Below are 23,846 nucleotides of genomic sequence, written 5' to 3'. Positions count from 1 at the left end.
GATCAAGCTGGCGTTCCGGCGCGACCAGAGCGGTGACGAGTCCGTGCTGACCGAGGCCAAGGCGCTGATCCGGGAGTACCTGCACCGCCACGTGACCAACTGAGCGGCGCTCACCCCAGGAAGGCATGGCCCTCCCCGCGGTAGGTCGGGGTCGGCGTGGCTGTCTCACCGTCGATCAGCTGCAGCTGGTTGACGTGCTCACACAGCTCGCCGGCCTTGGCGTGACGGAACCAGACCCGGTCGCCCGGCCGCAGCGTCGCCGCGACCGGCCCGACCAGCGGCGTCTGCACCTCGCCGGGTCCCTCGTCGGGCTTGAACTTCAGACCCGCGGGCAGGTACGGCGTGGGCTGCCGGGACGTCTCGGCGGGCCCGGAGGCGATCCATCCGCCGCCGAGAACCGTGGCGATCTGGGGCGCGGGGCGCCGGACGACGCTGAGCGCGAAGAACGCGGCCGGGGTCGGGCGCCACGCGCTGTAGGCGTCGAACAGCGTCGGCCCGTACAGCCCGGAACCGGCGGTGACCTCGGTGACGGCCGGATCGGCGCTGGTCGCGGCCACGCTTCCGGTGCCGCCACCGTTCACGTACTCCAGGTCGGCGTGCTCACGGATGGCTCTGACGGCGGCGCCACGGCGCTCGAGCAGTTCGGGGAACGACCGGGACTGCATCAGGCGGATCGCCCGGCCCTTCAGCGCCTGGCCGGGTGGCAGGTCACCCAGTCCGGCGATCTGGGCCTCGTACGACATCATCCCGACCAGCTTGAAGCCCGGTCGCGCGACCAGGCGCCGGGCCAGAGCTCCGGCCTGCGCCGCGGAGTGCACGGGCGACCGGCGTACACCCAGATGAAGTGGCCCCGCCGGCCGCCAGGAAGAGTCCAGATCGAGGCACAGCCGTACGGGTTCCGGGCGCGCTCCCGGCGGCGTCACCTGATCGACGATGTCGAGGTGACTAGGGTGGTCCACCATGATCGAGATAGCGGCGGCCAGGTCGGGCTGGGTCGTGAGCTCGCGCAGAGCGATCCGGTCGACCGTCGGATAGGCGACCAGCACGTCGTCGGTCACGCCCTCGCGGACCAGCCAGATCGCCTCACCCAGGGTGTACGCCATGACACCGCGCCAGCCGGGCCGGGCCAGCACCCGGTCGAGCAGCGCCCGGCAGCGCACCGACTTGCTGGCGACCCGCAGCGGCTTGCCGCCGGCGCGCGCCACCAGCTGGGCCGCGTTGTCGTCGAAGGCGTCCAGGTCGACAGCGGCCACCGGCGTCTCGAGATGCGCGGTGGCCCGGTCGAGCCGCTTCTGCAGGAGTGTGCGGTCGATCACGCGTGCAACTTAACGTGTGATGAAGGCAACGCGAAAGGCCTTCACTTTTTCGATACCCGAACGTGGGCGAACAGGGCGGTCAGGGCCGCCCGATAGAGTGCACCCTGCGGGGATCACGGGAGGTACGGCCATCGACACCGAAAAGCGGGAAACCGGACCGGTAGACCTGTCGGGAGCGGCGGCCCTGCGCTCCGTCCTGCGCATCCGGCCGTTCCGCCGACTCTGGCTCGTGCTCGGCCTCGCCTCCTTCGGCGACTGGATCGGCCTGCTCGCCACCGGCATCTTCGCCGCGGCCCAGTTCCAGAGCAGCGCCGGGCAGGGCGCGGCCTTCGGCGGCACCATCGCCGTCCGCCTGCTGCCGGCCCTGCTACTCGGTCCGATCGCCGGCGTCTTCGCCGACCGGTTCGACCGGCGCTACACCATGGTCATCACCGACCTGATCCGCTTCGTCTTCTACGGATCGATCCCCCTGGTGCCGCTGCTGGGCGGCTCGCCCGGCGTCACCGTGGCCTGGGCCGCCATCGCCACCTTCATCGGCGAGACGATCACGCTGATCTGGATCCCGGCCAAGGAAGCGGCGGTCCCCAACCTGATCCCGAAATCGCGGATCGAGGTCTCGAACCAGCTGACGCTGGTCACCACGTACGGCATCACACCGATCCTGGCCGCGCTGGTCCTGTCCGCCCTGACCGCGGGCGTGCAACAGTCCGGGGTGACCCTGCCCGACTGGGCCGCGCCGGTTCAGCTGGCGCTCTACCTGAACGCGATCTCGCGGCTCGTCACCGCGCTCACCGTCTTCTTCGGCATCAAGGAGATCGGCGGCAAGAGCGCCGAGCGCCAGCGCGAAGCCCAAGAGCAGAGCATGGTCCGCCAGTTCCTCGACGGCTGGAAATACATCGGCGGTACGCCACTGGTCCGCGGCCTGGTCCTCGGCATCTTCGGCGCGTTCGCCGCCGGCGGCATCGTGATCGGCGCGGCCAAGACCTTCGCCACATCCCTGGGCGCCGGTGAGGCCGCGTTCTACCTGCTCTTCGGCACCATCTTCATGGGCCTCGCGCTCGGCATCGGCCTCGGCCCGATGATCATCCGCGAGCTGTCCCGGCGCCGCTGGTTCGGCATGAGCATCGTCCTGGCCAGCGGCTCGGTGATGTTCCTGGGCGTGTCCTTCCACCTGTCGATGGCCCTGGTCGGCGCCCTGCTGGTCGGCGCCGGCGCCGGCATGGCGTTCCTGGCCGGCACGACCCTGCTCTACGGCGAGGTCGACGACTCGGTCCGGGGCCGGGTCTTCGCGGTGGTGCAGATCGGCGTACGGATGGTGCTGCTCCTGGCCATCACACTCGCCGGTTTCCTGGTCGGCCTGGGCAGCTCCCGCCGCGTCGACCTGGGCGTCCTCAGCTTCGACGTGTCCTTCACCCGCGTCCTGCTGCTGGTGGCGGGCGCGGCCGGCGTGGCCGTCGGCATCAGCTCGTTCCGCCAGATGGACGACAAGCGCGGCGTCCCGGTCCTGGCCGACCTGTGGGGCTCCATCCGCGGCCGCCCCCTCTCCCCGGACGAGCAGTTCGTCCGCAGCGGCGTCTTCGTGGTCTTCGAAGGCGGCGAGGGAGCGGGCAAGTCGACCCAGGTCCGCCGCCTCGCCGCCGCCCTCGAAGCGGCCGGCCACGACGTGGTCGTCACCCGCGAGCCCGGCGCCACCGACGTCGGCGCCCGCATCCGGGGCCTGGTCCTGGACAAGGGCGACGCCCCGTCCCCGAGGGCGGAGGCCCTGCTGTACGCGGCCGACCGGGCCCACCACGTGGCCACGGTGGTCCGTCCCGCCCTGGCCCGGGGCGCGGTCGTGATCAGCGACCGCTACGTCGACTCGTCACTGGCCTATCAGGGCGCCGGCCGCACGCTGCCGGTCGCCGAGATCTCCTGGCTCTCCTCCTGGGCCACAGGCGGCCTGAAACCCGACCTGGTGGTCCTGCTCGACGTCGACCCCACGGTGGGCCTGGGCCGAGTGGACTCCCGAGGCGAGGGCGCGGACCGCCTGGAAAGCGAGTCGCGTTCCTTCCACGAGCGCGTCCGCTACGCCTTCCTCGACCTGGCCGCCGCCGACCCTCGCCGCTACCTGGTCCTGGACGCCGCCCGCCCCGCCGAGGAGATCGGCACCGCGGTAACCACCCGCCTGACCCCCCTCCTGACCGGCGACGGCGTACACCCGGCCCCCGCCTCCACAGCGGTCCCCCCGGCCCCCGACTTCGAGGCCCCCGACCTCCTAGCCGCCGAAGCCGCCGACCGAGCCACCGCCGCCCACCCCACGGCCGCCCACCCCACAGCCGCCCACCCGGCCGCCGCGCACCCCTCAGCCGCCCACCCGGCCGCCGCGCAGCCCTCAGCCGCGCCTCCGGCCGCCGCGCAGCCCTCAGCCGCGCCTCCGGCCGCCGCGCAGCCCTCAGCCGCGCCTCCGGCCGCCGCGCACCCCTCAGCCGCGCCCCCGGCCGCCGCGCACCCCTCATCCGCGCCCCCGGCCGCCGTCCACCCCCTGGACGGGCAGCCTTCAGCCGGGCACTCCGCAGCCGCGAGCCCCGCAGCCGCGCACCCCATGGCTGCCCCTCTCTCGAACGGGCAGCACGAGGAGCCACCGCTCGAGGAGATGGCCGAATTGCTCGGCGTCAACGACGACGAAACCCCGGACGGCCCCACCCGCACCGGCCACCGCTGACCGCGCCAACCCCAAGCTCGCCCACCAACCAACGCCGGCCCGGCCTCGCAGCGAGCCAAACGGCGACCGCCGAACCGCCTGGAAAGCCCGGCGACGAGCCGGCGCCGCCACGGGTGGACAGTGACCGTCGGACGGCCGCGAGTCTGGCGACGAGCCGGTGTTGCAGCCGGCCGAACGGTGACCAGAGGACCGGCCGCGAGTCCGGCGACGAGCCGGTGTTGCAGCCGGCCGAACGGTGACCACCGAACCGGCCGGAAGCCCGGTGACGGGCCGGTGTTGCACTCAGCCGGTCGCTACGGCGGGTTCGGCGCTAGTTGAGCGGAACAGACCACCTCCGTACCTCCTGAAGGGCGTCACCCCCTCCAAAGGGTGAGCATCATGGCTTCGACGGCGATGTCGGGTTTGACGTTTTGGTCGATGGCGTCGCGGCAGGCCAGGACGGCCTCGAGGCGGCGCAACGTGCTCTCCGCGCTCCATTTCTCAGCCGCGGCCGCCGACTGCGTCGCGGTGTCGGTGTGTACGACAGCGACCGGCGCGCGCAAATTCGTAATAAGGACATCCCGGTAGAAGCCCGCCAGGTCGACCAGCGAGCGGTCGAGGGCGTCCCGCTTCGACCGGGTAGCTCGGGACTTCTGGCGCTTCTCCAGTTCCTTCAGCTGGCCGGCGGCGCCGCGCATGGCACCGGCGGCGCCCCGGCCCGTGCCGCCCGCGCCCAGGGCCTGTTCCAGCGCCGCCCGCTCGGCGGCGTCGGTCTCGATCACCGCTTCCGCCGCCTCGGCCTCGGCCGCCTTGATCAGCGCGGAGGCCGCCTCGTAGCAGGCGCCCACGCTGCTCAGCCGCCGCGGCACGGCGAGAACGGCCTCGCGCCGGCTACGGGCTTCCGGGTCGTTGGCCAGCCTTTTCGCCCGGCCGACGTGGCCCTGCGCGGCCGCCGCGGCCCAAGCCGCGACGTCGGGCGCCACGCCGTCGCGGCGAGCCAGGACCTCGGCCACCGCGTCGGCGGGCGGCTGGCGCAACGCCACCACGCGGCAGCGCGACCGAATGGTCACCGAGATGTCGTCCGGATGCGTCGACGGCGTGCAGAGCAGGAAGACCGTGCGCGGCGGAGGCTCCTCGATCGCCTTGAGCAGCGCGTTTCCGGCCTGTTCGGTGAGGCGGTCGGCATCCTCGATCACCACCACCTGCCACCGGCCGCCGGAGGGCGCGCTCGCCGCCCGCAGCACCAGGGTCCGCATCTCGTTGACGCCGATCGAAAGGCCTTCAGGCACCACGAACCGCACGTCGGCGTGGGTCTTGCCGAGCGCGGTGTGGCAACCGTGGCACTCACCGCAGCCGGCGCCGTCGCGCTCGCACTCCAGCGCGGCCGCGAAGGCCCGCGCCGCCACCGAGCGCCCGCTGCCGGGCGGACCCGTGAAGATCCACGCATGGGTCATCGCGCCGGCCGGCACCTCTTCACCGGCCACGACCCGCGCCGCCGCCGAGGCTGCCTGGCGCAGCGTGGCGACCGCCTCGTTCTGACCCACCAGGTCTGCGAAGACTTCACTCACGCACACGATGGTATTGCGCCGGTCCGACAGTCTTCGAAGTTATCCACAGGCGGGTTATCCACAGTGGAGAAGTCGCCGTAGCGGAGCCTTCACTCTTCCGGGTACGTTCTGGTCCCGGCAAGTGACGCACGGTGAGGAGCCTCCGGCATGGCGCGTGAGATCGACGAGGCGTGGATCAGCGAAGCCATCGACCGACATCGTCGCGTCGAGCAGCTGCGGGCCGAGTTCGAGCGCGCCGTCGAGTCGCACACCGTCTCCGTGCACTCGCCCGACGGCTCGATCGAGGCCACCGTGACCGCCACTGGCCGCATAACGGACATACGCGTCCGCGGCGGCCTGCATCACCGCGAAGCGACCGAGTTCACCCGCGAACTCCAGACCGTGGTGGCGACGGCCGCCGACGCCGCCCGATGGGCCCGCGACAAGCTGCGCGGCGAGATCTTCGGGCAGCCGCGATCCCTGGGAGAGGACTGACATGGACCACCTCGCCGAACGCCTCGACCGGGCCGCCGACGACCTGCGCTCCGTCGAACGCGCGGTGGCCGCGCTGACCGTCCCGCCCGGCGCCTTCGCCGAGTCCTCCGCCGGCCTGCCCGGCCGACTCGGCCGCTCGCTGCACGAGCACTGGACCGCCGTCGTGGCCGCCCGCGCGCAGGAGGCCTCCGGCGCCTCGGGCCGGCTGACCGCGATGGCCACCTCGGTCCGGGCCACGCGCGACGACTACGCCGAGACCGACGACGCGGTCCGCCGGCGTCTGGAGCTGTGATGGACGCTCTGTATCAGGTGCTCGACGCGGCCTTGCCCCTGCTGCGCCGGGTGGAGCAGGTGCTCGGCGACGCCGGCGCCCCCGCCGAGCACAAGATCTGGCAAGAGCTTCGACGGGTACGCCTTCTCCCCGTCGACGCCGTCGAAGCCGTGGCCGCGTTACGTCCCGGTGCGCTGGCCGAGACCGTGCCCGAATTGCGGGCCGGGGCCCGTGCGTGCGCCGCCGCCGACCTGCCGCCACCAGGCGTCTGGGAGGGCGAGGCGGCCGAGGCCTACGACGACCTCCGCCGCCGGGTCGCCGTCCACCTGGCCGGCGCCGCCGACAGCCTCGACGAGCGCCTGGAGGAGACGGCCGACCTGACCGCCGCCCTGAGCGACTGGATGATCCGAGCGCGCGACACCGTGGCCGCCACGCTGGCCGACGTGCTGGTCTCGGCCGAGGCGCTGACACTTCAGACCGCGCCCGCCACCCCGCGGCCCGAGACGGCGGCCGCCGCGATTGCCGCCCACGTGTTGAGGACGATCGCCGATCTCTACGCCGAAGCGGAGGAGCTGATGCAGAACTCCACTCACCTGACCCACGCGGTCCCGGTGTAGGCGCGGCGCCGCACTCGGATCCGAATGCGGCGCCGCGACTTCCTGCACCCCCCGCAGGTGTGCTGACTACTCAACGCCATCGATCGATGCTTGTCTCGGGGTTACGGCGGCTTCGGTCCGCTCGGGGGAGCAGGACCGGACGTCCGTCGCCGGGCCCTCATCCGTCAGGAGATCGACAATGCTCCATACGGTCGACGCCGGTTCCGGATCATCAGGGCCGGGACCGCCGGCGGCGCATGGTCACGGCCACCGCGGCGATGCCTGCCACCAGCAGGGTTCCGCCGGCCATGGCCAGGCGGTCCAGGCGCGGCCCGGTCACCGGAAGGCCGCTGCCGGCGCCACCCGCGCCCGCTCCGCCTGTGCCGGCCGGTGGGGCCGCGGCGGGGGAGACGGCCGCCGACTCCAGCACGCCGAACGCGAGGTCCACAGTGGTCCTGGCCTGAGGGCCGTAGCCGGGCCTGTCGCGGTCCTTCGACCCGGCAGCGGCTGCCTGAACCAGCGAGACCTTGACGGCGGCGGCCCGGGCGGCGACGGCGGATCCCTTGGTCGCTTGCCGGACGTCGCCGAGCGACACGCGCAGCCGGGTTCCGTGAGTCGCGCTGGGGGCCGACTCGGTCCGCGGCGCCGCACTCACCGGGGGCAGCCCCGGTACGGCCGGCACGGGCAGCCGCTTGGCCTTGTCCAGCGCGGCCAGGTCGCTGAGGCGGCCCAGCGGCACGGACTCCGTCGCGTGGCGCTCCGGGGTCAGCGTGATCTCGGCGTGGTCGCCGGCCGCCTCCAGCCGCTTGGTGGCGATCCCGTCGCCGGAGACCTCCACGACGGCCGGGCGGTATTCGACCTTGCCGCCCTCGGCCGCCGACATCGACGTCGTCAACGTGGGCGCCCGCAGAACGCGTACGCGAACCCTGCCGTCGGCCAGCTCGATCCGGCCCGCCTTGACCGTGGACGAGGCCACCGACCGGGCCGCTTCGCCGCTTCGCTCCAGCGCCGTCGTGCTTTCGCTGGTGAGCTTCTCCGGTACGCGGACCAGCCCGTCCAGCAGGCGCAGGCTCGTGAGCCCGGCCTCCGAGCGGGTCGTCTCGCCCACGGCGCGGCCGCAGGCCATGCCCGCTTCCCATCGCGCGTGCGCGGCCAGCCGGCCAGCGCCGAGCTTGAGCGGACCCGCCTTGCCGGCCGGGGTCACGCGCTGCGCCGCCTTCGGGTTGGTGGGCGGCGCCTTCTGCAGCAGCGGCTTGCTCAGCCCGGCCTTGCCCTCGGCCTGCCCGTCCAGCAGCCGCCCATAGGCGGCCGACGACACCTTGGCCTCGGCGATCATCGCGGTCCGGGTCTCGCCGACGCCCACATCGGACAGAGTCGCGGTCCTTCCGCTCTCCTTCACGGCATCCTCGGACGGTTCTTCCGATTTGTCGGCCCGACCCTCGTCGGCTGCGTCCTCATCGGCCTTCGCCCCCGCCGCCGGGTCTTCCATCGACGTCCCGGCGCCACTCCCGCCCGAGTCTCCCGGAGCCCGCGTCAGTCCATTCACGAGGCTGCCGCCCTGCTCGGCCGCTCCACCCAGGCGGCCGGTCACCTCGTCGGCCGGCGTGACCACGTCGGCTTCGCCGTCGGTGCCCGCCTTGGCCTTCGGGCGCGGCGTCAGGGTGCCCAGCATCGCCGTACCCAGCATCCCGATGCCCTCGCTGAGGGTGTCGCTTTCCTCCGGGTCGGTGATCGGGTCGTCCACCGAGTCCAGCACGCGGGCCGCGGCGCCGGTCGCCGGGCCGCTCTCGGTCTCAGTCTCGGCCTTCGGCTTCTTGTAGCGGACGTCGGGAACCTGGACGGCGAGCTTTTCGATGCGCAGCAGCTCGGCGCCGGACTGGGCCGCGTAGCTCTCGGCCCGCTCGCACGGTGCGGGCGCGGCGAACGCGGGCAGCGGAGCGCTGAGCGCACCCGTGAAACCGAGTGCGACCACACTGGCGGCCAGCGATCTGGCGGGCGTCATGGGTAGTTCCCTCCCGAAGTGTTCCGTGTTGAGCGACGTCTACGGGTCTGCCCAACGACGGTCGATTGGGGCGGTTGTGCCGCATCTATTCGACAACCCTGCCGGGTAGCCCAAAACCGGCATTTGGTACGCGCTAGGGGAAGTCGTAGGGTGGTGACCATGGGCATGCTGTGCGCGGTCAGCTTCAACCGGTACGGCCGTCTCTACTACCTCGACCCGGGCGAGTTCTCGCCCCAGGTCGGCGACCGTGTGCTGGTGCCCACGGACGACGGCCCCGAGGTGGCGGAGTGCGTCTGGGCGGCGCAGTGGGTGAGCGAGGAGACCTCGGGCTTCCCGAAGGTCGCCGGCATCGCCGACGAGAACGATCTGCGGCGCGACGAGTTGCTGCGCAAGCGCAAAGCCGAGGCCAAGGTCGCCGCGAAAAAACTGATCAAGGCACACGAGCTGCCGATGAAGGTCGTCGCCGTCGACCACGTGCTCGACCAGACCGGCGGCAACAGCGCCCGCACGACGATCTACTTCACCGCACCCCACCGGGTCGATTTCCGCTCTTTGGTACGCGACCTCGGCGCCACCCTGCACTGCCGCGTCGAGCTGCGCCAGCTCTCCGCCCGCGACTCGGCCCGCGTCCAGGGCGGCATCGGCTCCTGCGGCCGCGACCTGTGCTGCGCCACCTTCCTGACCGACTTCGAGCCGGTCACCATCCGCATGGCGAAAGACCAGGACCTACCCCTCAACCCCCTGCGCATCTCCGGCGCCTGCGGCCGCCTCATGTGCTGCCTCAAGTACGAACATCCCCTGTACCAGAAGTTTCAGGCCTCGGCCCCCACGGTCGGCAGCCGCGTCACCACGCCCGAGGGGGACGGCCGCGTCGTCGCGCACAGCGTGCCCAAGGACTCCGTCGTCGTCCGCCTCGACGCCGACGGCTCCCGCTGCTCGTGCAGCCGCGCCTCGGTCTGCGGGCCCCGCCAGGCCCACGACGAGCAGTACGGCTGACTCAGCGCACCCGGATCGGTTCCTCGATGGGGTGGACGACGAGGGGCTCGGTGGGGCGCAGCCACGAGGCGTCCGGGGCGGCCTCGGGGTCGGCCTCCCACTTGCGGCCGATCGTGGTGACGCCGAGCGGGTGGATGGTGAGGGTGCCGTCGCGGTCGATGTGCAGGCGGAGGAAGCTTTTCGCGTCCTCGATGCCCTGGCCGGCGAAGAGCTCGTTGACGTTCACGTCGAAGCGGCTGGCGATCAGCAGGTAGAGCGCGCACACCTGGGTGGCCAGGAACCCGCCGACCGGCAGGTAGAGGACCGCCGCGACCACCAGCGGGCCGGGCCACGACCACTCGTGGAACGGCAGCCGCAGCCACAGCCAGGCGCCGCCGGCGGCCAGCGCTATCTGGGCGAAGCCGTGCAGCAGTCCGAGGATCCAGTGCCGTGAGTGTTTCGGCTTGTCGGCGCCGGGCGGCTGGGCGAAGAGCACCGTGCCGGCCAGGATCACCCCGAGCATGATGACCAGCGGGATGCTGAACAGCCGCCGGAAGATGTCGTCCTCCGCCGCCGCGCCGGCCATCGCCAGCATGGTCAGCGTGGTGATGATGCCGAGCATGGTCGCGAACCCGGGATTGCGGGTCGGCACCCGGTGGAACACGCCCCAGCCCATCCGCCGCGACGCCGCCGCGTCGGGGAACGCTTTCCGGAACGGGTACGTGTGACTGACGCTCCGGTTGCGGGTCAGCGTGCCCTCGGGCGGCACCACGATCTCGTCGGGCAGCTGGGCCGTGCCGAGCAGGTAGGCGCCACCGCCGCCGCACGTGATCAGCTGACGGTCGTCGTCGCCGTAGCGCGCGTAATGATGCAGGTCGCCGGAGACCATCACCCGGACCGTGGCCTTGCGGGGCGCGATGATCGTACGGACGAAGTAGTCGATCGCGTCGTAGTCCTTCGGATCGTCGGCCGCCTTGACCCATTTCGGTGACGGCGTCATGAGGATGACCCGGTCCTCCGGTCCGAGGTCGCGCGCGGCCTTCTCGAAGTACAGAAGCTGCGGATCGTCGATGTACGCCCCGAATTGCTCGTCGATCGCGAACAGCCACCAGTCCGACGGCAACTTGACCGCGAAGTACGACCGTCGCTGCTCGGTGCGCCACCCGCCGATGTGCCCGTCCTTGCGCCGCGCGAACAACCGCAGGAACGCCGTCAGACCGTCGTACCAGTCATGGTTGCCGGGCAACGCGAACAGCGTCGGCCGGTGCCCCTCGGACGGCGGTTCGGGCAGCGCCGCCCGGTAAGGACCCTTCATCCGGCTCTCGTAGCCGTCTCCGCTGGCCAGCGGATAGACCTGGTCACCGCCCATGAGCAGCAGCCGTCCACGCGGCAGGGTGGCGTCGCCGACCTGGAGGGCGGGTTGGGCCAAAAGCCAGGCGATTGAGTACGTGGCGTGGAAGCCGTCACCGAGGTCGGCCACATAGTCGAACCAGAGCTCGCCGTCAGCCGTCTTCGAATGGTCGAACCAGCCCCCGTCGAGCGAGTTCTGCAGCTCACGCTTGTCCAGATAGGCACCGAACAGGGTCGCCAGCAGAGCCCGCAAACCCGTGCTGAGCAGCAGCAACGGCGCCAGCCAGCCAACCGGCCGCTTAGGCTCGAAGCCCAGCTCACGAGGATCCATGCTGGTCGGCCGGCGCGGCACGACCTGCCCCTGCGGGGCCGGCTGCGGGTGGTCGTCGGTCACGCCAGGCACATTAGTCCCGTCGTACGACAGATTCCCTCCCTCGTTTACACCGGACCCGCCGGACCACCCCCCGACCGATGGCGTACGATTGGTCATCGTTGCCGCCTTAGCTCAGTCGGCTAGAGCGACGCACTCGTAATGCGTAGGTCGTCGGTTCGATTCCGACAGGCGGCTCAGAGAACGGCCCTGACCAGGGTTAAAGCTGGTCAGGGCCGTATTTCGTTACACGACTGTCGTTTGTCCGCCGGCCGGTTGCATCGGGGTACCTCGCCCGTCCGGGAGAACGTGTCGGGGCCTCCGAACGCTTCCACGTCGAAGGCGGTCAGGTGCGCGACAGGTTCGGGCCGACCGCGTCCTCCAGGCGCCGGACGCGTTTCGACAGCACCGGTTGCGACAGGTGCGAAGCAACCGCAGCCTGACTCATGCTGGACCGCTCGGCGGTGGCCACGAAGGCGCACTTGTGCCGGTCCAGCTCCATGACGTCCACGATGGCCCTGAGGGTGACCGGCCGGGACAGCCCGGCGGGCGGGCGCCGAGCCGGTGTTGCACTCAGCGGCCCGCCTCGGCGGAACCTGCCGTGTAATTCCGTATCTAGGCGTTCTTGGCGATCGCCGACAGCAACTCGCCGCAGAAAGCCGGCAGATCGTCGGGCTTGCGGCTTGTGATGAGGTGGTCGTCGACGAAGACCTCCTCGTCGACCCAGGTGGCGCCGGCGTTGGCCAGGTCGGTGCGCAGGCTGGGCCAGCTTGTCATGGTGCGGCCGCTGACCGCGCCCGCCTCGACCAGGGTCCACGGGCCGTGGCAGATGGCGGCGACCGGCTTTCCGGTGGCCATGAAGTCGCGGACGAATCGAATGGCGCCATTGTCGACGCGCAGGAAATCCGGGTTGGCCACGCCGCCGGGGAGGACCAGGGCGTCGTAGTCGGAGACGTCGGCCTCCTTCACCGACTTCTCCACCCGGTACGTGCCGGCCTTGTCCATGTGGTTGACGGCCTGGATTTCGCCGTCCTTGATGGAGACGAGTTCGGCCGTGCCGCCGGCCGATTCCACCGCCTTGCGCGGCTCGGTGTATTCGACCTCCTCCACGCCGTCGGTCGCCAGGAAGGCAACGCGCTTGCCCTGAATCGAGGTGGTCATCCGGTTGCCCCTTTCAAAGAGATCAGTATCCGCGGTTCCCCAGAGCGGCCCGGGCAAACGCCGGGGTGTGTCCGTTGGCCACCTGGCCGGTGAACCAGGCACCGAATCCGCAGATGGCGAGGGCGATGATCTCGAGGAGATAAAGGCCGGTCCCGGCGGCGCGGTCGGGAGTGCCGATGCGGACCATGAGAATGACGGCGAACAGGATCAGTACGCCCATGTTCATCAGGGCCCGCAGTACGCCGAGGCGTTTCGTGTCGGCGCGGCGGACGAAAGCGAGATCAATAGCGCCCGCGGTGGCGGCGAGAACACCGGCGAGCAGGCCGGCCACGATGTTCCAGTAGGCCAGCGTTCCCAGAATGCTAGGGCCGCCCAGTTGATTCGCGGTGTCGAAGATGAAGGCCATGGCGAACAGGCCCAGAGGGAACATCACCAGGATGGGCTGTACTGCCTGGCCCGCGATCTTGAGTCGGCTCTCCATGCGGGTTCATCGCCCTTCCACCTGCGCTTTTGCAGGATTGACAGTGACATCCCTCGGTGGCCTACCCGGCCCGTTCGTCGATGAAACGCCTTCGGTGGGGCCGAGTGACGGGCCTCTCGATGGCAGTCGGCTTGTACGCAATCTGCAACATGGCAGATTGATGTATGGCGGACAGCCGTGTGGCGTGCTCTACTGCTAGTAGAGCAACAAGGGCGGAGAGATTAGAAGGGGAGACAAACAAACGGCACCCGGCGGCAACCGGGTGCCGTTCCTGCCTCTGCTCCTTGCTGCGTCCCATCATCTGCGTGGAAAGGATCTGCCCGGGACGGATCAGTTGGGGCGAGGATCTATCAGTCTCTGCAGCCATCGTGGCCCCAATTCCCTCTCCTCGCAAGCCTCAGTCGAGAGGAGTGCGCCATGAGCAAACGTACCTACTACCGTGGGCCGGACGCCGTGGTAACCGACGATTACTTCGTTTGGCGGACCACTCCGGTGCGCAGTTACGTAGTTCGTGATCTCCGTAATGTCGGCCAGGTTCGAGCGGTCTCCGAGCCGGGGTCACCGGTACGGGTCTCGATGGCCGCCGCCGCCACCGTCGGGGTGATCGGAGCCGGCTGGACTTTGCTCGAGCCACCGCACGCGTATGCCATCGGCCTGGTTGCCGTGACGATTCCCGTGGCTTGTGCTCTGCCGTCGATGTTCCGCCGGGGTGGCCGCGCGTGGGAGTTGCACGCCAACTACCGCGGCGTGGAGGTGGTCCTCTACTCCTGCGGGGAGGAAAGGCAGTTCAACCAGGTCAAACGAGCTCTGCGCAGAGCCATGGAGGACGCGCGACCACCGGCCGGAGATCTCACGTTCGCCACTGCATGAAGTCCCCGGCGGAGTGACGGGAACGTTTGGATCAAAACCGCACGCGGTTCCCGTCGTTCTGGTATCACGGAAGATGAGCCGCCTCGCTGATGGCCAGTAGGCAATCAGCGAGGTAGCATCCTGCACCGACCCATCCACGCCGCCGCTTCAACGTTGAAGGACTCATGGCCGAGGGCGATTCGCCGACGATTGCACGCCTGCGCGTACGCGTTGCGTTGCGTGAGGCTCGCGAGGCCGCCGGTCTGACCCAGTTGCAGGTGGCCGAGGAGATGGAGTGGTCGAACAGCAAGGTCATTCGGATCGAGAAGGGCGATGTCACCGTCTCGATAAATGACCTGCGCGGCCTGCTCACGCTGCTCGGCGTGCGCGACAAAACAAAGATCAACTCCCTGCTGGCCGACGCGCGGATCGCCCGGACGAGGCAGAAGCCCGAGTCGGTGTGGTGGCAGGAGGCGCGCTTCCGCGACCAGATGTCGGAGAGCTTCCGCAAGTTGGTGGAGTACGAGGCGGAGGCCTCGCAGTTGCGCTCGTTCAACATCTTCTACATCCCCGGTCCGCTGCAGACCGCCGAGTACGGGACGGCGTTGACCGGCACGTGGATGGAAGAGGCCGACTTCTCCCAGGAGAAGGTCGACACCATGGTCGAGGCTCGGGCCCACCGCCGGGAGGCACTGGCCCGCCGGGGCGACGCGCTCGACTACATGGTCCTGCTCGACCAGTCGGTACTGATGAGATCGTTCGGCGGCCCAACGGCCTTCGTGAGGCAACTCCGCCTGCTCATCGACCTGTCCAAGAGCGGGCTCTACAGGCTGCGGATGCTGCCGTTCAGCCTGGAGATCGCGATTGCCAACAACGGTAGTTTCGAACTGGCCACGGTGGGCGTCGGTCGCGCGAACAATGAGATCATGTACCGCGAGACCGGCTTGAACGACGAGATCATCGAGACTCGTGTCGAGACCGCGCGGCACCGCAGACGTTTTGATCAACTTTGGAAAGCCGCAGACAACGAAGGCGACACGATCGCCTACGTGCAGAAGCGTATAGACGAGCTTGAGGCCAACCCTCATGACGTAAAAAGTTGAATTTTCCTTTTGTTTCTTGAAAATCACAGGAGTAGAGACATGCGCGAGTTGGAGTGGCGCCGGAGCAGCCGGTGCACTGCGAGCAACTGCGTCGAAGTTGCCAGGGTTGACGGGCAGTACCTGATCCGGGACAGCAAGAACCCGCAGCTGCCCCCGCACTCGTTCACCGAGGACGAGTGGCTCGCGTTCGCGGCGGGCGTGAAGGCCGGCGACTTCACGTTCTGATTGGACCGCAGTGCCCGCCGCCCTGCGTGGGCTCCTACGCAGGGCGGTTCATAGAACTGTCGGCTAGCCGACTAGCCTCGGCCGTAAAACGGCCTGAGCCGCATATAAGCGGATAAATTTCCTCGCCCTCGGCATTCACTCCTGCCAAGCCTCGAAACGGTCCCTTACCGTGGAGTTCGGGAACCGGCACGGAGGTGTGCAGATGAGCTACTGGACCGACGAACCCCGATGGCAACGCTCGAGATCCTGTTCGCAGAGCACCTGTGTCGAAGTGGCACGGGCGGGCGAGACCATCCTGGTCCGCGATTCCAAGAATCCCGGTGGAGCTGTCCTGTCCTTCACCCCCTCGGAGTGGAGGGCGTTCGTGGAGGGTGTCAAGCGGGGCGAGCTCTCCTTCGAATGAGGCGGGATCCGGCCGATCCCCTGGTTTGCCGCTGGCCGAGAGCGGCATACTGCGCGAGTGAGGGCCGACCCGCACGTATCCGGCGCCAACCGCTTCGCTGTCCTGCACGACGCGGCTGAGGCGCTGCTCGACGAGCTGGACCAGCGCTACATGGTCGACCGCAGGGAGACCAAAGAACAGCTGGGGCCGGCCGAAGGCCTGGTACGGATGGAGCGGCTCATGCCGCGTACGCCCGCCGCCGCGCCCCTCGCCGTCGCCTTCACCGATTTTCCGGGCCTTGTCGTGCGCCTGGGACGGTGGTGGGTCGAGGCGCTGCCCGCCTGCGGGTGCGAGGTCTGCGAGGAAGATCCGGCCCAGCTCGTCGACATGCTCCGCAAACAGGCGTTCGCCCTGGTCGAGGGCGGTCTGTGGGAACGGGTGCGCCGCGGTGTGGACGGCTCGTGGTTCGAGACCAGGTTGATCGGGGTCGGCGTCAACGGCCGGCGCGAGGGACCACTGGCCCGCCGGGACGCCCGCGACGCGCGTCGCGGCGGCTTCGCGGCGCCGGTGTTGTGGGCGCCGTGGCCGACGCGCGGTCTCGCTGACTAAAGGCGCGCGGTCTCGCTGACTAAGGGCGCGCGGTCTCGCTGGCTAAGGGGGCTCGGCCTCGCTGACTAGGAACGGAAGAGCGCGAGCACTGCCCGGACGCCTCGGCGCTCGAGCACGCGCGCCATCGAAAGGTCACCGCGGCAGAACGTCTCGAACGCCCGCCAGCCCAGCGGCGTACCCATCGCGAGGTGAGCCACAGCGGGATGGCGGGAGAAGGCGCCGAGCAGTCGCCGGCCCGCGGCCATCTCCGGGGCGAGTTCGCCCGCGACCCGCCGCTCGTAGGCGCCGAGATCTCCGGCGGCCGCGGCCTCGCCCGCCCACGCGCCGGAGCGCAGCGCGTAGCTGATGCCCTCGCGGGTCCACGGCTCGAGCAGGCCCGCCGCGTCGCCGGCGACCATGACCCGGCCGCGCCGCAGCGGTGAATCCGGCTTGCGGCACCGGGTCAGGTGGCCGGAGTCGCGGACGACCTCGCGATCGCCGAGGCCGAGCCGGTCGACGAAGGCGCCCAGATAGCGCTTGGTCTCGGCGCCGTTGCCCTTCGCCATGATCACGCCGACGGTCAGTTCGTCGTCCTTGGGGAAGACCCAGCCGTACGAGCCGGGGAACGGCCCCCAGTCGAGCAGCACCCGGCCGCGCCACCGAGCCCGGTCGGCCTCGGTGGCGGCCAACTCCACCTCGAGACCGAGATCCTGCTGGTCGAGGGTGATTCCGACGTAGCGCGAGGTGATGCCGGCCGAGCCGTCGGCCCCGATCACCACCTTGCCGGTGACCTGCTCGCCGTCGGCCAGCGTGACGGTGGCCGCGTCGTCGTCCTGGTCGATCGAGCGGACCTGGCTGTTCTGCCGGACGGTCGCGCCGGCCGCGGCGGCCGCCTTGGACCAGGCCAGGTCGAAGTCGTCGCGGCGGACCATGGTGAGCAGCGGGCGGCCGCTCGCGTGCCGGGTGAAGGAACGCCGGCCGTCGCGGGTGAACGTGATCGACCCGATGGTGTCCCGGCCGGGCACGTCGATGAGCGGGGCCGCGAGGGCCAGCGAGCTGCCGAGGAGGCCGCCGCCGCACGTCTTGTACCGGGGGTGCTCGGACCGCTCCAGAACGATGGTGCGCGCGCCGGCGGTCGCGGCCGCGTGCGCCGCCGACAAACCGGCCGGCCCGCCGCCGACCACCACGACATCCCAAGCCGGCTTCGCGATCACGGCCGCATTCTATCCAGGGTTCTATGTACGATCGTACGCATGGCTTCCATGCGCGATCGGATGCTCGCCGGCGAGCTGTACCAGGCCGACGATCCCGACCTGGCCCGCGAGATGCTGCGCGCGGCCTCCCTGACCCACCGCCTCAACCAGGCCGACCCGGCCGACGGCAAGCTGCGCCGTGAGCTGCTCACCGAGCTGCTCGGATCGTTCGGCGAGGACAGCGAGATCCGCCCGCCGTTCCGCTGCGACTACGGCTATCAGACCTTCGTGGGCGCCCGTACGTTCGCGAACTTCGGTCTGATCTGCCTCGACGTCGCCCCGATCACCATCGGCGACGACGTGCAGATGGGGCCGAACGTGCAGCTCCTGACCGCCTGGCATCCGGTTGCGGCCGGTACCCGGCGGGACAAGTGGGAGGCGGCCACGCCCATCGTGATCGGCGACAACGTCTGGCTCGGCGGCGGCGTGATCGTCCTCCCCGGCGTCACCATCGGTGAGAACACTGTGGTCGGCTCCGGCGCGATCGTCACCAAAGACCTGCCACCGAACGTGGTCGCCGTGGGCAACCCGGCTCGCGTCATCCGCGAGGTGGAGCCGTGACGACCGTGCCGGCGGCGCGCTCGCCGCGGCGCTACGACCCTGAGCGCAAGAGCCGCATCATCGACGCGACGATCGACGTGGTGGCCGACCACGGCGTCGCCGGCACTACCAGCCGGCGCATCGCGGCCGCGGCCGACGTGCCGCTCGGCTCGATCACCTACCACTTCGACAGCATCGACGACCTGCTCGCGCAGGCCTTCCGGCGCCTGTCCGACCAGATGTCGCCGCGCTACGAGGCGCACTTCGCGCAGGTGCGCGACCTCGAGGGCTTCGCCGACGCGGTGGCCGACCTGATCAACGGCGACGCCGGCGGCACGGCGCGGGACTGGGTGGTCTCGTACGAGCTTTACCTGGCCGCGCTGCGGGACCCGGCGCTGCGCAGCGTCACCGAGTCGTGGATGCGCCGGTCACGTAGCGTACTCGAACGCTTCATCGATCCGGTGACGGCCCGCGGCGTCGACGCGCTGATCGAGGGCCTGGTCATGCATCGCACGCTTTCCACGGCATCCTTCGACCCCACCGAGACCCGGACGATCGTGCGCCGCCTGCTCGGAGTCGCCGAATGACCACCACCGCTCCCGCCACGCCGGAGGTGCGGGCGGCGGCCCGCGCCGTCTACCTGGCCTTCATCTTCGCCGGCGTCGCGGCCGCGAGCTGGGCGTCCCGCATCCCCCAGGTGCGCGACGAGCTCGGCCTGAGCCCGTCCCGTCTCGGCCTGGTGCTGCTCTCGCTGGCCGCCGGCTCGATCGTGTCGCTGCTGCTCGCCGGCCAGATCGTGTCCCACTTCGGCTCGCGGCGCACGGTCGGCGCGATGGGCGCCGTGCTGGGCGTGGCCATGCTCGGCGTCTCGTTCGGCTACCTCCACGGCGTGTGGGCCGTGGTGGCGTCCCTGTTCGTCTTCGGCTTCGCGAACGGCGCCTGGGACGTCGGCATGAACGTGCAGGGCGCCATCATCGAACGCCGCCTCGGCAAGGCGATCATGCCGCGCTTCCACGCCGGCTTCAGCGTCGGCACGGTCGCCGGCGCGCTGGTCGGTGCGGCCGCTGTCGCTTTGGACATTTCGGTCACCCTGCATCTGGCGGTCACCGCAGTCGTCATCGCGGTGGTCGTCGTCCTGTCCGTACGAGCTTTCGGCCCGGACGACGACGGACCCGCGCCGGCCGTCACCCCCTCCGACCCGACAATGGTGGGTTCCACGGCCCCGGTGACCACCACGGAGAGTCGCCTGTCCCGCGCCCTGGCGACGTGGCGTGAGCCTCGCACGATTCTGGTAGGCGTCTTCGTCCTGGCCTTCGCCTTCACCGAGGGTGCCGGCATCGACTGGATCAGCGTCTCGATGATCGACAGTCACGGCGCCTCAGCGGCCGTCGGCACCCTCGCCTTCGCGGTCTTCCTGGCCGCGATGACCGCCGGCCGCTGGTTCGGCCCACCGCTGCTCGACCGCTACGGCCGCGTGCCGGTGGTACGGGTCCTGGCCGTGATTTCCCTGGCCGGGCTGGCCCTCTACATTCTGGGCCCGAACACGCCGGTCGCCTTCGTGGGCGCCCTCTTCTGGGGCCTGGGCGCCTCCCTGGGCTTCCCGGTCGGCATGAGCGCCGCCGCCGACGACCCGTCCCAGGCGGCCGCCCGCGTCAGCGTGGTCGCCTCGATCGGTTACTGCGCGTTCCTCGGCGGCCCACCACTGATCGGCTTCCTCGGCGACCACGTCACGGTCAAGAACGCTCTGGTAGCGGTAGCCGTCCTACTCATCGTGTCGATCACCCTGGCCGGCGCGGTCAAGCCACTGCCGGGTTCGGCTGACGACAAAACCCGCCATTAAGTACGAATCCTCGAAGGGCGGCCGAGGAGCTAGGGCGGGCCCGTGCGGGCTCGCCCTCCTCACCCGGCTGCCGGGCTGTCCTGCATGGCGTCCCGAGCTCGCGGGCTCCGCCCGCCTCGCGCTCCGGCGCGCCACTCGGCGCCCGCCCGCCTCGCCCGGCCCGTTGCCCGGCCGACGTCGCCGGGCTCGCGCCGCCGGGTCCGTACTGCCCGGCCTAGGACGTATTGACGGATAGTGATGCTGGGCCTGGCCGCGGTCCTCGATCTTTCCGCCATGGTGCGGGCTGCCGTCCTCGATGAACTTCGGCGAGGAGCGAATCTCGAACGATGCTCAACTTCGTGCGTCCATCCATTCAGGACTGATTCGCAATCAAGCTTCACCGCCCGCTCCTTTGACGCCCCAACTCTGGCGGCCCGCCGGCCCCACCCTTGGCGCGCGAATGGGTCCCAGGGAGCGCTCGACCTGTAGAGGATCGACTTAGCGCGATGTATTCGGTATAGCCCCGGCGTCCCGGCGCGAGGTAATGGGAGCAAAGCTAGGCGACAGGTAGAAGTATGTCGCTCGGCGTGAGACCCTCGGAGGCGACGGCGACGGCCCGGTTGCAGCCGGGCCGTCGCATTACTCGCCTATGAATCCGCCTCGGTAGGGCACGTCTCAAGGGGGAGCAATATGGCTACGGTAACCATCCTGCCGCGGCAGGACCAGGGGAGTGGCGGTCCTCGTCCCAGCGTGATCATGAGGGCGCTCGCAACTGCCGGCGGAAGCGCCGCCGGCATCTGTGGCATCCTCGTTGCTTCTTCCTATGGGGCCGCCCCCACAGCTGTCGCCATTGTGGCGCTCGTGGTGTTCGGAGTGATCATGCTGGTTCCTTTGATCATCTCCGGTATCTACGGCGCCGGGGGATGATGCGGCGCGGAGAAGCCGACCGCCGCGTTACCCCACGCTTCAGAGGCGGGAAGGCGAGCTAACGCACTCGGCGGACATGAGGAGCGGATCCCCTCGGATAGCGCCGGCGACCCGAGGGTGACAGCCGCCATGGGCCGGGATCGCATCGGCGATCGGCGTAGTCCTCGGCTTCAGGTCGTTCGGGCGGTGGCTGCGGCGGCCCATGCCTCGTCGGCGGCTTTCTTCAGGGCCATGCCGTCTTTGCCGTTGTAGCGGAGGAAGCGGGGGAGGGCCAGCGCCAAAGCGGCCGTGCCCGCTACGCAGAGGAGGCCGCCGAGCCAGATGGAGCCGGTTACGCCCAGGCGGGTTCGGGCCATGGCGCCGGAGCGGAGCTGGCCCAGTAGAGGGCCTGTGGTGTAGCTCAGCATTTCTATGCCGGCCAGGCGGCCTCTCAGGTGGTCGGGGATGGTTTGGCTCCAGATGATGGCTCGGAAGATTCCGGAGATCATGTCGGCGGCGCCGGCGAAGGCCAGGCAGAACAGGGTCAGCCAGAGGGTGGTGGAGAGGCCTACGCCGATGATTCCTATGCCCCAGAAGGCGGCGGCGATCACCACCATCAGGCCGTGGCGGTGGACCTTGGCCGTCCAGCGGCTGGTCAACGTGGCCAGCAGGGAGCCTACGGCGGGGGCCGCGTAGAGCAGGCCGAGGATGCGGGGGCCGCCCAGCTGGGTGGCCAGGAACGGGTAGAGGGCCTGGGGCATGCCGAAGAACATGGCGTTGATGTCGACCAGGTACGTGCCCATCAGTTCGGGGCGGGACTTGGCGTAGCGCAGGCCGGTCACCACGGCTCGCAGGGACGGGCGGTCGGCGTCGGGTGGTGGCGGTACCGCCCGGACCAGCGTCAGGCAGGTGAGCGAGACGGTGAAGGTGAGCAGGTCGAAGGCGTACACCCAAGCGAGATCGACCGAGGCGATCAGGAGGCCGGCCAGCGCCGGGCCGCCGAGCTGGGCGATCTGCATGCCGAGCGATTGCAGGGCCATGGTGGCGGGCAGTTCCTCGGGGCGCACCAGGCGGGGGACCATCGCCTCCAGGGCCGGGCGTTGCAGGCCGTCGACGGTGGCGGTCAGCGCGGCCACCACGTACAGGAGCCACAGGTGCGGTGCCGAGGAAAGAGCGTTTATCAGCAGTACGCCCGTGAGCGCGGCCAGCGCGAATTCGCCGCCCCGGACCAGCAGCCGGCGGTCCAGGTAGTCGGCCAGGGCGCCGCCCACGAACGCCATCACCAGCAGCGGGACCAGTTCGCAGACGCCGAGGAGGCCCACCATCAAGGGGTCGTTCGTGAGGTGGGCGACCTGGAACGGGATGGTGACGTACGTGATGAAGGAGCCGAAACCGGAGACCGAGCCTCCCGCGAAGACCAGGCGGTAGTCGCGGGAGGTGCGCAGCGGGGTGAGGTCGAGCACTCGCGGATCGTGCCCGAACACACCGGCTAGGCGCGACTCATTTCAGGACGAGGCGGCCGGTGGCCTGGAACGACGCGAGGTCGGCCAGGGTCTCGTCGATCACGAAGGATTTCGGGCCGGGCAGCGCGTCGAGCGGGAAGAAGCCGGCGTCGACCGATTCCTCGGTCTCGCGCAGCAGCTCACCCTCCCAGGTGTCGATCTTGAACGACATGAGGATCTGCTGGTAGGTGTGCCCGTAGTCGTTCGTGTACGTGTACGCCGTGTAGAAGGCGAACGGCGTCAGGGAGGTCGCCCGCAGGCCGGTCTCCTCCCACACCTCGCGGATGGCGCACTCCTCCATGCTCTCGCCGAGTTCCATCGCGCCGGCCGGGATCGCCCAGCGGTGGTTGTCGGACCGCTGGATGAGCAGCAGCCTGTTCTGATCGTCGATGATCACGCCGCGCGCGCCCACGAACAGGATCGTGTCGGTGTCCCCGACGCTCGCGCGTACCTTGCCCAGATAAGACTCGTCCCACGTCAGTGCCACGGGGCAACTTTAATCATGCGGACTTACGAGCAGCCTTCTTCGCGGGTGTGGCAGTTGTCTTCTTCTTGGCGGGGGTGGCCTTCTTAGCCGGCGCCGGCGCGGCTTTCTCCCCGCGAGCCGCCTTGGCCCGCTCGACCGAGGCCTTCAGCGCGGCCATCAGGTCGACGGCGGCGGCCGGCGCCTCCTCGGCCTCCTCGGGCTGCACCACCTCGCGGCCCTCGACCTTGGCGTCGATGACCTCCTGGAGGGCGGCCCGGTAGTTGTCGGTGAACTCCTCGGCCTTGAAGCTGCCGGCCATCGAGTCGATCAGCGACGACGCCATGGCCAGCTCGGCCGGGCGGGTCTCGATGTCCTCGTCGAGGAAGCCGAAGTCGGGGGTGCGTACCTCGTCCGGCCAGAGCATGGTGTTCAGCACCAGCACGTCCTCGTGCACCCGCAGCGTGGCCAGCTGCTCGCGCTGGCGCAGCGCGATCTTGACGACCGCGACCCGGTCGGCGTCCTGCAGGGCGTCCCGCAGCAGCACGTACGGCTTGGCCGCCTGCCCCTCGGGCTCGAGGTAGTAGGTCTTGGCGAACAGGATCGGGTCGATCTGCTCGGCCGGCACGAACTCCAGCACGTCGATCGCCCGGGACGTGGTCAGCGGCAGGTCGGCGAAGTCCTCGTCGGTCAGGATGACCATCTCGCCGCCACCGATGTCGTATCCCTTGGCGATGTCGTCGTAGCTGACCACCTCGCCGTCGATCGAGCAGGTGCGCTGGTATTTGATCCGGCCGCCGTCGGTGCGATGCACCTGGTGGAACCGGATGTCCTTCTCCTCGGTCGCCGAGTACAGCTTCACGGCGATGGACACCAGGCCGAAGGAGACGGCGCCCTTCCAGATCGCTCTCATGAGAACCCCCTGATCAGAATGGCATTAGTGAGACGCCTGCGTAAGGTGTTCGGCCCTGC

25 protein-coding genes, 1 tRNA gene and 1 pseudogene are annotated in these 23,846 nt (G+C 70.0%); 16 read left to right on the top strand and 11 right to left on the bottom strand.

All coding sequences use genetic code 11. From position 1 onward, the window contains the following. A pseudogene (locus tag ACGFJ7_RS38920) lies at positions 1-103 on the top strand (TetR/AcrR family transcriptional regulator); the annotation flags it as partial. Positions 104-110: 7 nt separating this feature from the next. Here ACGFJ7_RS38920 and ACGFJ7_RS38915 read toward each other — a convergent pair. Beyond that, complete coding sequence (locus ACGFJ7_RS38915) at positions 111-1,316, bottom strand: amino acid deaminase/aldolase (protein WP_360261759.1); 1,206 nt, start codon at positions 1,314-1,316, stop codon at positions 111-113. A gap of 229 nt (positions 1,317-1,545) precedes the next feature. On the opposite strand from ACGFJ7_RS38915, the gene tmk reads away from it, so the two are divergent. Then, positions 1,546-4,017, top strand: coding sequence for a dTMP kinase (gene tmk / locus ACGFJ7_RS38910; RefSeq protein WP_392646936.1), 2,472 nt, complete (start codon positions 1,546-1,548; stop codon positions 4,015-4,017). 353 nt (positions 4,018-4,370) lie between these two features. Here the strand turns inward: tmk and ACGFJ7_RS38905 are convergent, their stop codons facing one another. Then, entirely contained in the window at positions 4,371-5,564 is a 1,194-nt protein-coding gene (locus tag ACGFJ7_RS38905) for a DNA polymerase III subunit delta' (RefSeq protein WP_392646934.1), read from the bottom strand. Positions 5,565-5,711: 147 nt separating this feature from the next. Here ACGFJ7_RS38905 and ACGFJ7_RS38900 point away from each other — a divergent pair, with 147 nt between their 5' ends. From ACGFJ7_RS38900 to ACGFJ7_RS38890, 3 genes are read left to right on the top strand one after another with little or no spacing between them, the layout of a single operon-like run. Next, a complete protein-coding gene (locus ACGFJ7_RS38900) occupies positions 5,712-6,038 on the top strand; it encodes a YbaB/EbfC family DNA-binding protein (RefSeq protein ID WP_360261764.1) in 327 nt (108 codons plus the stop codon). A 1-nt stretch (position 6,039) separates the two neighbouring features. After that, positions 6,040-6,330: a hypothetical protein gene (locus tag ACGFJ7_RS38895; RefSeq protein ID WP_360261766.1), complete on the top strand. Its 291-nt coding sequence runs from the start codon at positions 6,040-6,042 to the stop codon at positions 6,328-6,330. After that, positions 6,330-6,926, top strand: a complete 597-nt coding sequence (locus ACGFJ7_RS38890; RefSeq protein ID WP_360261768.1) for a hypothetical protein — start codon at positions 6,330-6,332, stop codon at positions 6,924-6,926. Before ACGFJ7_RS38895 ends, ACGFJ7_RS38890 begins: the two co-directional genes overlap by 1 nt. Positions 6,927-7,137: 211 nt before the next feature. Here ACGFJ7_RS38890 and ACGFJ7_RS38885 read toward each other — a convergent pair whose 3' ends face one another. Further along, complete coding sequence (locus ACGFJ7_RS38885) at positions 7,138-8,907, bottom strand: hypothetical protein (RefSeq protein ID WP_392646932.1); 1,770 nt, start codon at positions 8,905-8,907, stop codon at positions 7,138-7,140. Positions 8,908-9,066: 159 nt separating this feature from the next. Between ACGFJ7_RS38885 and ACGFJ7_RS38880 the strand changes: the two genes are divergently transcribed. Then, a complete protein-coding gene (locus tag ACGFJ7_RS38880; protein ID WP_360261772.1) occupies positions 9,067-9,903 on the top strand; it encodes a regulatory iron-sulfur-containing complex subunit RicT in 837 nt (278 codons plus the stop codon). A gap of 1 nt (position 9,904) precedes the next feature. On the opposite strand, the gene ACGFJ7_RS38875 is transcribed toward ACGFJ7_RS38880, so the two are convergent. Beyond that, positions 9,905-11,722: a metallophosphoesterase gene (locus ACGFJ7_RS38875; RefSeq protein ID WP_392646930.1), complete on the bottom strand. Its 1,818-nt coding sequence runs from the start codon at positions 11,720-11,722 to the stop codon at positions 9,905-9,907. A 4-nt stretch (positions 11,723-11,726) separates the two neighbouring features. Between ACGFJ7_RS38875 and ACGFJ7_RS38870 the strand changes: the two genes are divergently transcribed. Further along, positions 11,727-11,800: transfer RNA gene (locus tag ACGFJ7_RS38870), tRNA-Thr, on the top strand. 148 nt (positions 11,801-11,948) lie between these two features. On the opposite strand, the gene ACGFJ7_RS38865 is transcribed toward ACGFJ7_RS38870, so the two are convergent. The 3 genes from ACGFJ7_RS38865 to ACGFJ7_RS38855 form a co-directional block, all read right to left on the bottom strand. Beyond that, a complete protein-coding gene (locus ACGFJ7_RS38865; RefSeq protein WP_392646928.1) occupies positions 11,949-12,104 on the bottom strand; it encodes a LysR family transcriptional regulator in 156 nt (51 codons plus the stop codon). Between the two features lie 113 nt (positions 12,105-12,217). Beyond that, positions 12,218-12,763 carry a type 1 glutamine amidotransferase domain-containing protein gene (locus tag ACGFJ7_RS38860; RefSeq protein ID WP_392646926.1) on the bottom strand — a complete coding sequence of 182 codons (546 nt, stop codon included), beginning with the start codon at positions 12,761-12,763 and terminating at the stop codon, positions 12,218-12,220. 22 nt (positions 12,764-12,785) lie between these two features. Then, entirely contained in the window at positions 12,786-13,244 is a 459-nt protein-coding gene (locus tag ACGFJ7_RS38855; RefSeq protein WP_360246481.1) for a DUF2231 domain-containing protein, read from the bottom strand. A 417-nt stretch (positions 13,245-13,661) separates the two neighbouring features. Between ACGFJ7_RS38855 and ACGFJ7_RS38850 the strand changes: the two genes are divergently transcribed. From ACGFJ7_RS38850 to ACGFJ7_RS38830, 5 genes are all read left to right on the top strand, one after another. Further along, on the top strand, positions 13,662-14,114 hold the full coding sequence (locus ACGFJ7_RS38850) for a DUF6232 family protein (RefSeq protein ID WP_360246479.1): 453 nt from the start codon (positions 13,662-13,664) through the stop codon (positions 14,112-14,114). Between the two features lie 164 nt (positions 14,115-14,278). Beyond that, the gene (locus ACGFJ7_RS38845; protein WP_360246477.1) at positions 14,279-15,196 is read left to right on the top strand and encodes a helix-turn-helix transcriptional regulator; all 918 of its coding nucleotides are present in this window, start codon (positions 14,279-14,281) and stop codon (positions 15,194-15,196) included. A gap of 39 nt (positions 15,197-15,235) precedes the next feature. After that, positions 15,236-15,421, top strand: coding sequence for a DUF397 domain-containing protein (locus ACGFJ7_RS38840; protein WP_360246475.1), 186 nt, complete (start codon positions 15,236-15,238; stop codon positions 15,419-15,421). Between the two features lie 202 nt (positions 15,422-15,623). Further along, the gene (locus ACGFJ7_RS38835; RefSeq protein ID WP_360246473.1) at positions 15,624-15,824 is read left to right on the top strand and encodes a DUF397 domain-containing protein; all 201 of its coding nucleotides are present in this window, start codon (positions 15,624-15,626) and stop codon (positions 15,822-15,824) included. A gap of 57 nt (positions 15,825-15,881) precedes the next feature. Further along, positions 15,882-16,412: a DUF6226 family protein gene (locus ACGFJ7_RS38830; protein WP_392646923.1), complete on the top strand. Its 531-nt coding sequence runs from the start codon at positions 15,882-15,884 to the stop codon at positions 16,410-16,412. Between the two features lie 65 nt (positions 16,413-16,477). Here ACGFJ7_RS38830 and ACGFJ7_RS38825 read toward each other — a convergent pair whose 3' ends face one another. After that, positions 16,478-17,605 (bottom strand): geranylgeranyl reductase family protein, encoded by a 1,128-nt coding sequence (locus ACGFJ7_RS38825; protein ID WP_360246469.1) that lies wholly within the window; start codon positions 17,603-17,605, stop codon positions 16,478-16,480. A 39-nt stretch (positions 17,606-17,644) separates the two neighbouring features. Between ACGFJ7_RS38825 and ACGFJ7_RS38820 the strand changes: the two genes are divergently transcribed. The 4 genes from ACGFJ7_RS38820 (at position 17,645) to ACGFJ7_RS38805 (ending at position 20,930) form a co-directional block, all read left to right on the top strand. Then, the gene (locus tag ACGFJ7_RS38820) at positions 17,645-18,205 is read left to right on the top strand and encodes a sugar O-acetyltransferase (protein WP_360246467.1); all 561 of its coding nucleotides are present in this window, start codon (positions 17,645-17,647) and stop codon (positions 18,203-18,205) included. After that, on the top strand, positions 18,202-18,771 hold the full coding sequence (locus tag ACGFJ7_RS38815; RefSeq protein ID WP_392646921.1) for a TetR/AcrR family transcriptional regulator: 570 nt from the start codon (positions 18,202-18,204) through the stop codon (positions 18,769-18,771). The genes ACGFJ7_RS38820 and ACGFJ7_RS38815 overlap by 4 nt, the downstream gene beginning before the upstream one ends. Continuing rightward, entirely contained in the window at positions 18,768-20,024 is a 1,257-nt protein-coding gene (locus tag ACGFJ7_RS38810) for an MFS transporter (RefSeq protein ID WP_392646919.1), read from the top strand. The genes ACGFJ7_RS38815 and ACGFJ7_RS38810 overlap by 4 nt, the downstream gene beginning before the upstream one ends. A gap of 669 nt (positions 20,025-20,693) precedes the next feature. Continuing rightward, positions 20,694-20,930 carry a hypothetical protein gene (locus ACGFJ7_RS38805; protein WP_392646917.1) on the top strand — a complete coding sequence of 79 codons (237 nt, stop codon included), beginning with the start codon at positions 20,694-20,696 and terminating at the stop codon, positions 20,928-20,930. A 170-nt stretch (positions 20,931-21,100) separates the two neighbouring features. On the opposite strand, the gene ACGFJ7_RS38800 is transcribed toward ACGFJ7_RS38805, so the two are convergent. The 3 genes from ACGFJ7_RS38800 to ACGFJ7_RS38790 are packed head-to-tail and all read right to left on the bottom strand — an operon-like array spanning position 21,101 to position 23,787. Continuing rightward, positions 21,101-22,372, bottom strand: coding sequence for an MFS transporter (locus tag ACGFJ7_RS38800; RefSeq protein WP_360246461.1), 1,272 nt, complete (start codon positions 22,370-22,372; stop codon positions 21,101-21,103). Between the two features lie 37 nt (positions 22,373-22,409). After that, positions 22,410-22,898, bottom strand: coding sequence for an NUDIX domain-containing protein (locus ACGFJ7_RS38795; RefSeq protein ID WP_360246459.1), 489 nt, complete (start codon positions 22,896-22,898; stop codon positions 22,410-22,412). A 13-nt stretch (positions 22,899-22,911) separates the two neighbouring features. Then, positions 22,912-23,787, bottom strand: coding sequence for a Ku protein (locus ACGFJ7_RS38790; RefSeq protein ID WP_360246457.1), 876 nt, complete (start codon positions 23,785-23,787; stop codon positions 22,912-22,914). Positions 23,788-23,846: the final 59 nt, after the last annotated feature.

Source organism: Actinoplanes sp. NPDC048988, from assembly GCF_043197815.1.
Taxonomy (GTDB): Bacteria; Actinomycetota; Actinomycetes; order Mycobacteriales; family Micromonosporaceae; genus Actinoplanes.
Note: the sequence above shows the minus strand (reverse complement) of the source record. Positions and strands in the feature narration are given on the sequence as shown.

Bases quoted from the DNA above. Each gene is read 5' to 3' on its own strand.
- ACGFJ7_RS38885 (WP_392646932.1), bottom strand. From the start codon at position 8,907: ATGACGCCCGCCAGATCGCTGGCCGCCAGTGTGGTCGCACTCGGTTTC.
- ACGFJ7_RS38845 (WP_360246477.1), top strand. From the start codon at position 14,279: ATGGCCGAGGGCGATTCGCCGACGATTGCACGCCTGCGCGTACGCGTT.
- ACGFJ7_RS38860 (WP_392646926.1), bottom strand. From the start codon at position 12,763: ATGACCACCTCGATTCAGGGCAAGCGCGTTGCCTTCCTGGCGACCGAC.
- ACGFJ7_RS38895 (WP_360261766.1), top strand. From the start codon at position 6,040: ATGGACCACCTCGCCGAACGCCTCGACCGGGCCGCCGACGACCTGCGC.
- ACGFJ7_RS38810 (WP_392646919.1), top strand. From the start codon at position 18,768: ATGACCACCACCGCTCCCGCCACGCCGGAGGTGCGGGCGGCGGCCCGC.
- ACGFJ7_RS38880 (WP_360261772.1), top strand. From the start codon at position 9,067: ATGGGCATGCTGTGCGCGGTCAGCTTCAACCGGTACGGCCGTCTCTAC.
- ACGFJ7_RS38865 (WP_392646928.1), bottom strand. From the start codon at position 12,104: ATGGAGCTGGACCGGCACAAGTGCGCCTTCGTGGCCACCGCCGAGCGG.
- ACGFJ7_RS38820 (WP_360246467.1), top strand. From the start codon at position 17,645: ATGGCTTCCATGCGCGATCGGATGCTCGCCGGCGAGCTGTACCAGGCC.
- ACGFJ7_RS38835 (WP_360246473.1), top strand. From the start codon at position 15,624: ATGAGCTACTGGACCGACGAACCCCGATGGCAACGCTCGAGATCCTGT.
- ACGFJ7_RS38840 (WP_360246475.1), top strand. From the start codon at position 15,236: ATGCGCGAGTTGGAGTGGCGCCGGAGCAGCCGGTGCACTGCGAGCAAC.
- ACGFJ7_RS38890 (WP_360261768.1), top strand. From the start codon at position 6,330: ATGGACGCTCTGTATCAGGTGCTCGACGCGGCCTTGCCCCTGCTGCGC.
- ACGFJ7_RS38790 (WP_360246457.1), bottom strand. From the start codon at position 23,787: ATGAGAGCGATCTGGAAGGGCGCCGTCTCCTTCGGCCTGGTGTCCATC.
- ACGFJ7_RS38805 (WP_392646917.1), top strand. From the start codon at position 20,694: ATGGCTACGGTAACCATCCTGCCGCGGCAGGACCAGGGGAGTGGCGGT.
- ACGFJ7_RS38875 (WP_392646930.1), bottom strand. From the start codon at position 11,722: ATGACCAATCGTACGCCATCGGTCGGGGGGTGGTCCGGCGGGTCCGGT.
- ACGFJ7_RS38855 (WP_360246481.1), bottom strand. From the start codon at position 13,244: ATGGAGAGCCGACTCAAGATCGCGGGCCAGGCAGTACAGCCCATCCTG.
- ACGFJ7_RS38900 (WP_360261764.1), top strand. From the start codon at position 5,712: ATGGCGCGTGAGATCGACGAGGCGTGGATCAGCGAAGCCATCGACCGA.
- ACGFJ7_RS38850 (WP_360246479.1), top strand. From the start codon at position 13,662: ATGAGCAAACGTACCTACTACCGTGGGCCGGACGCCGTGGTAACCGAC.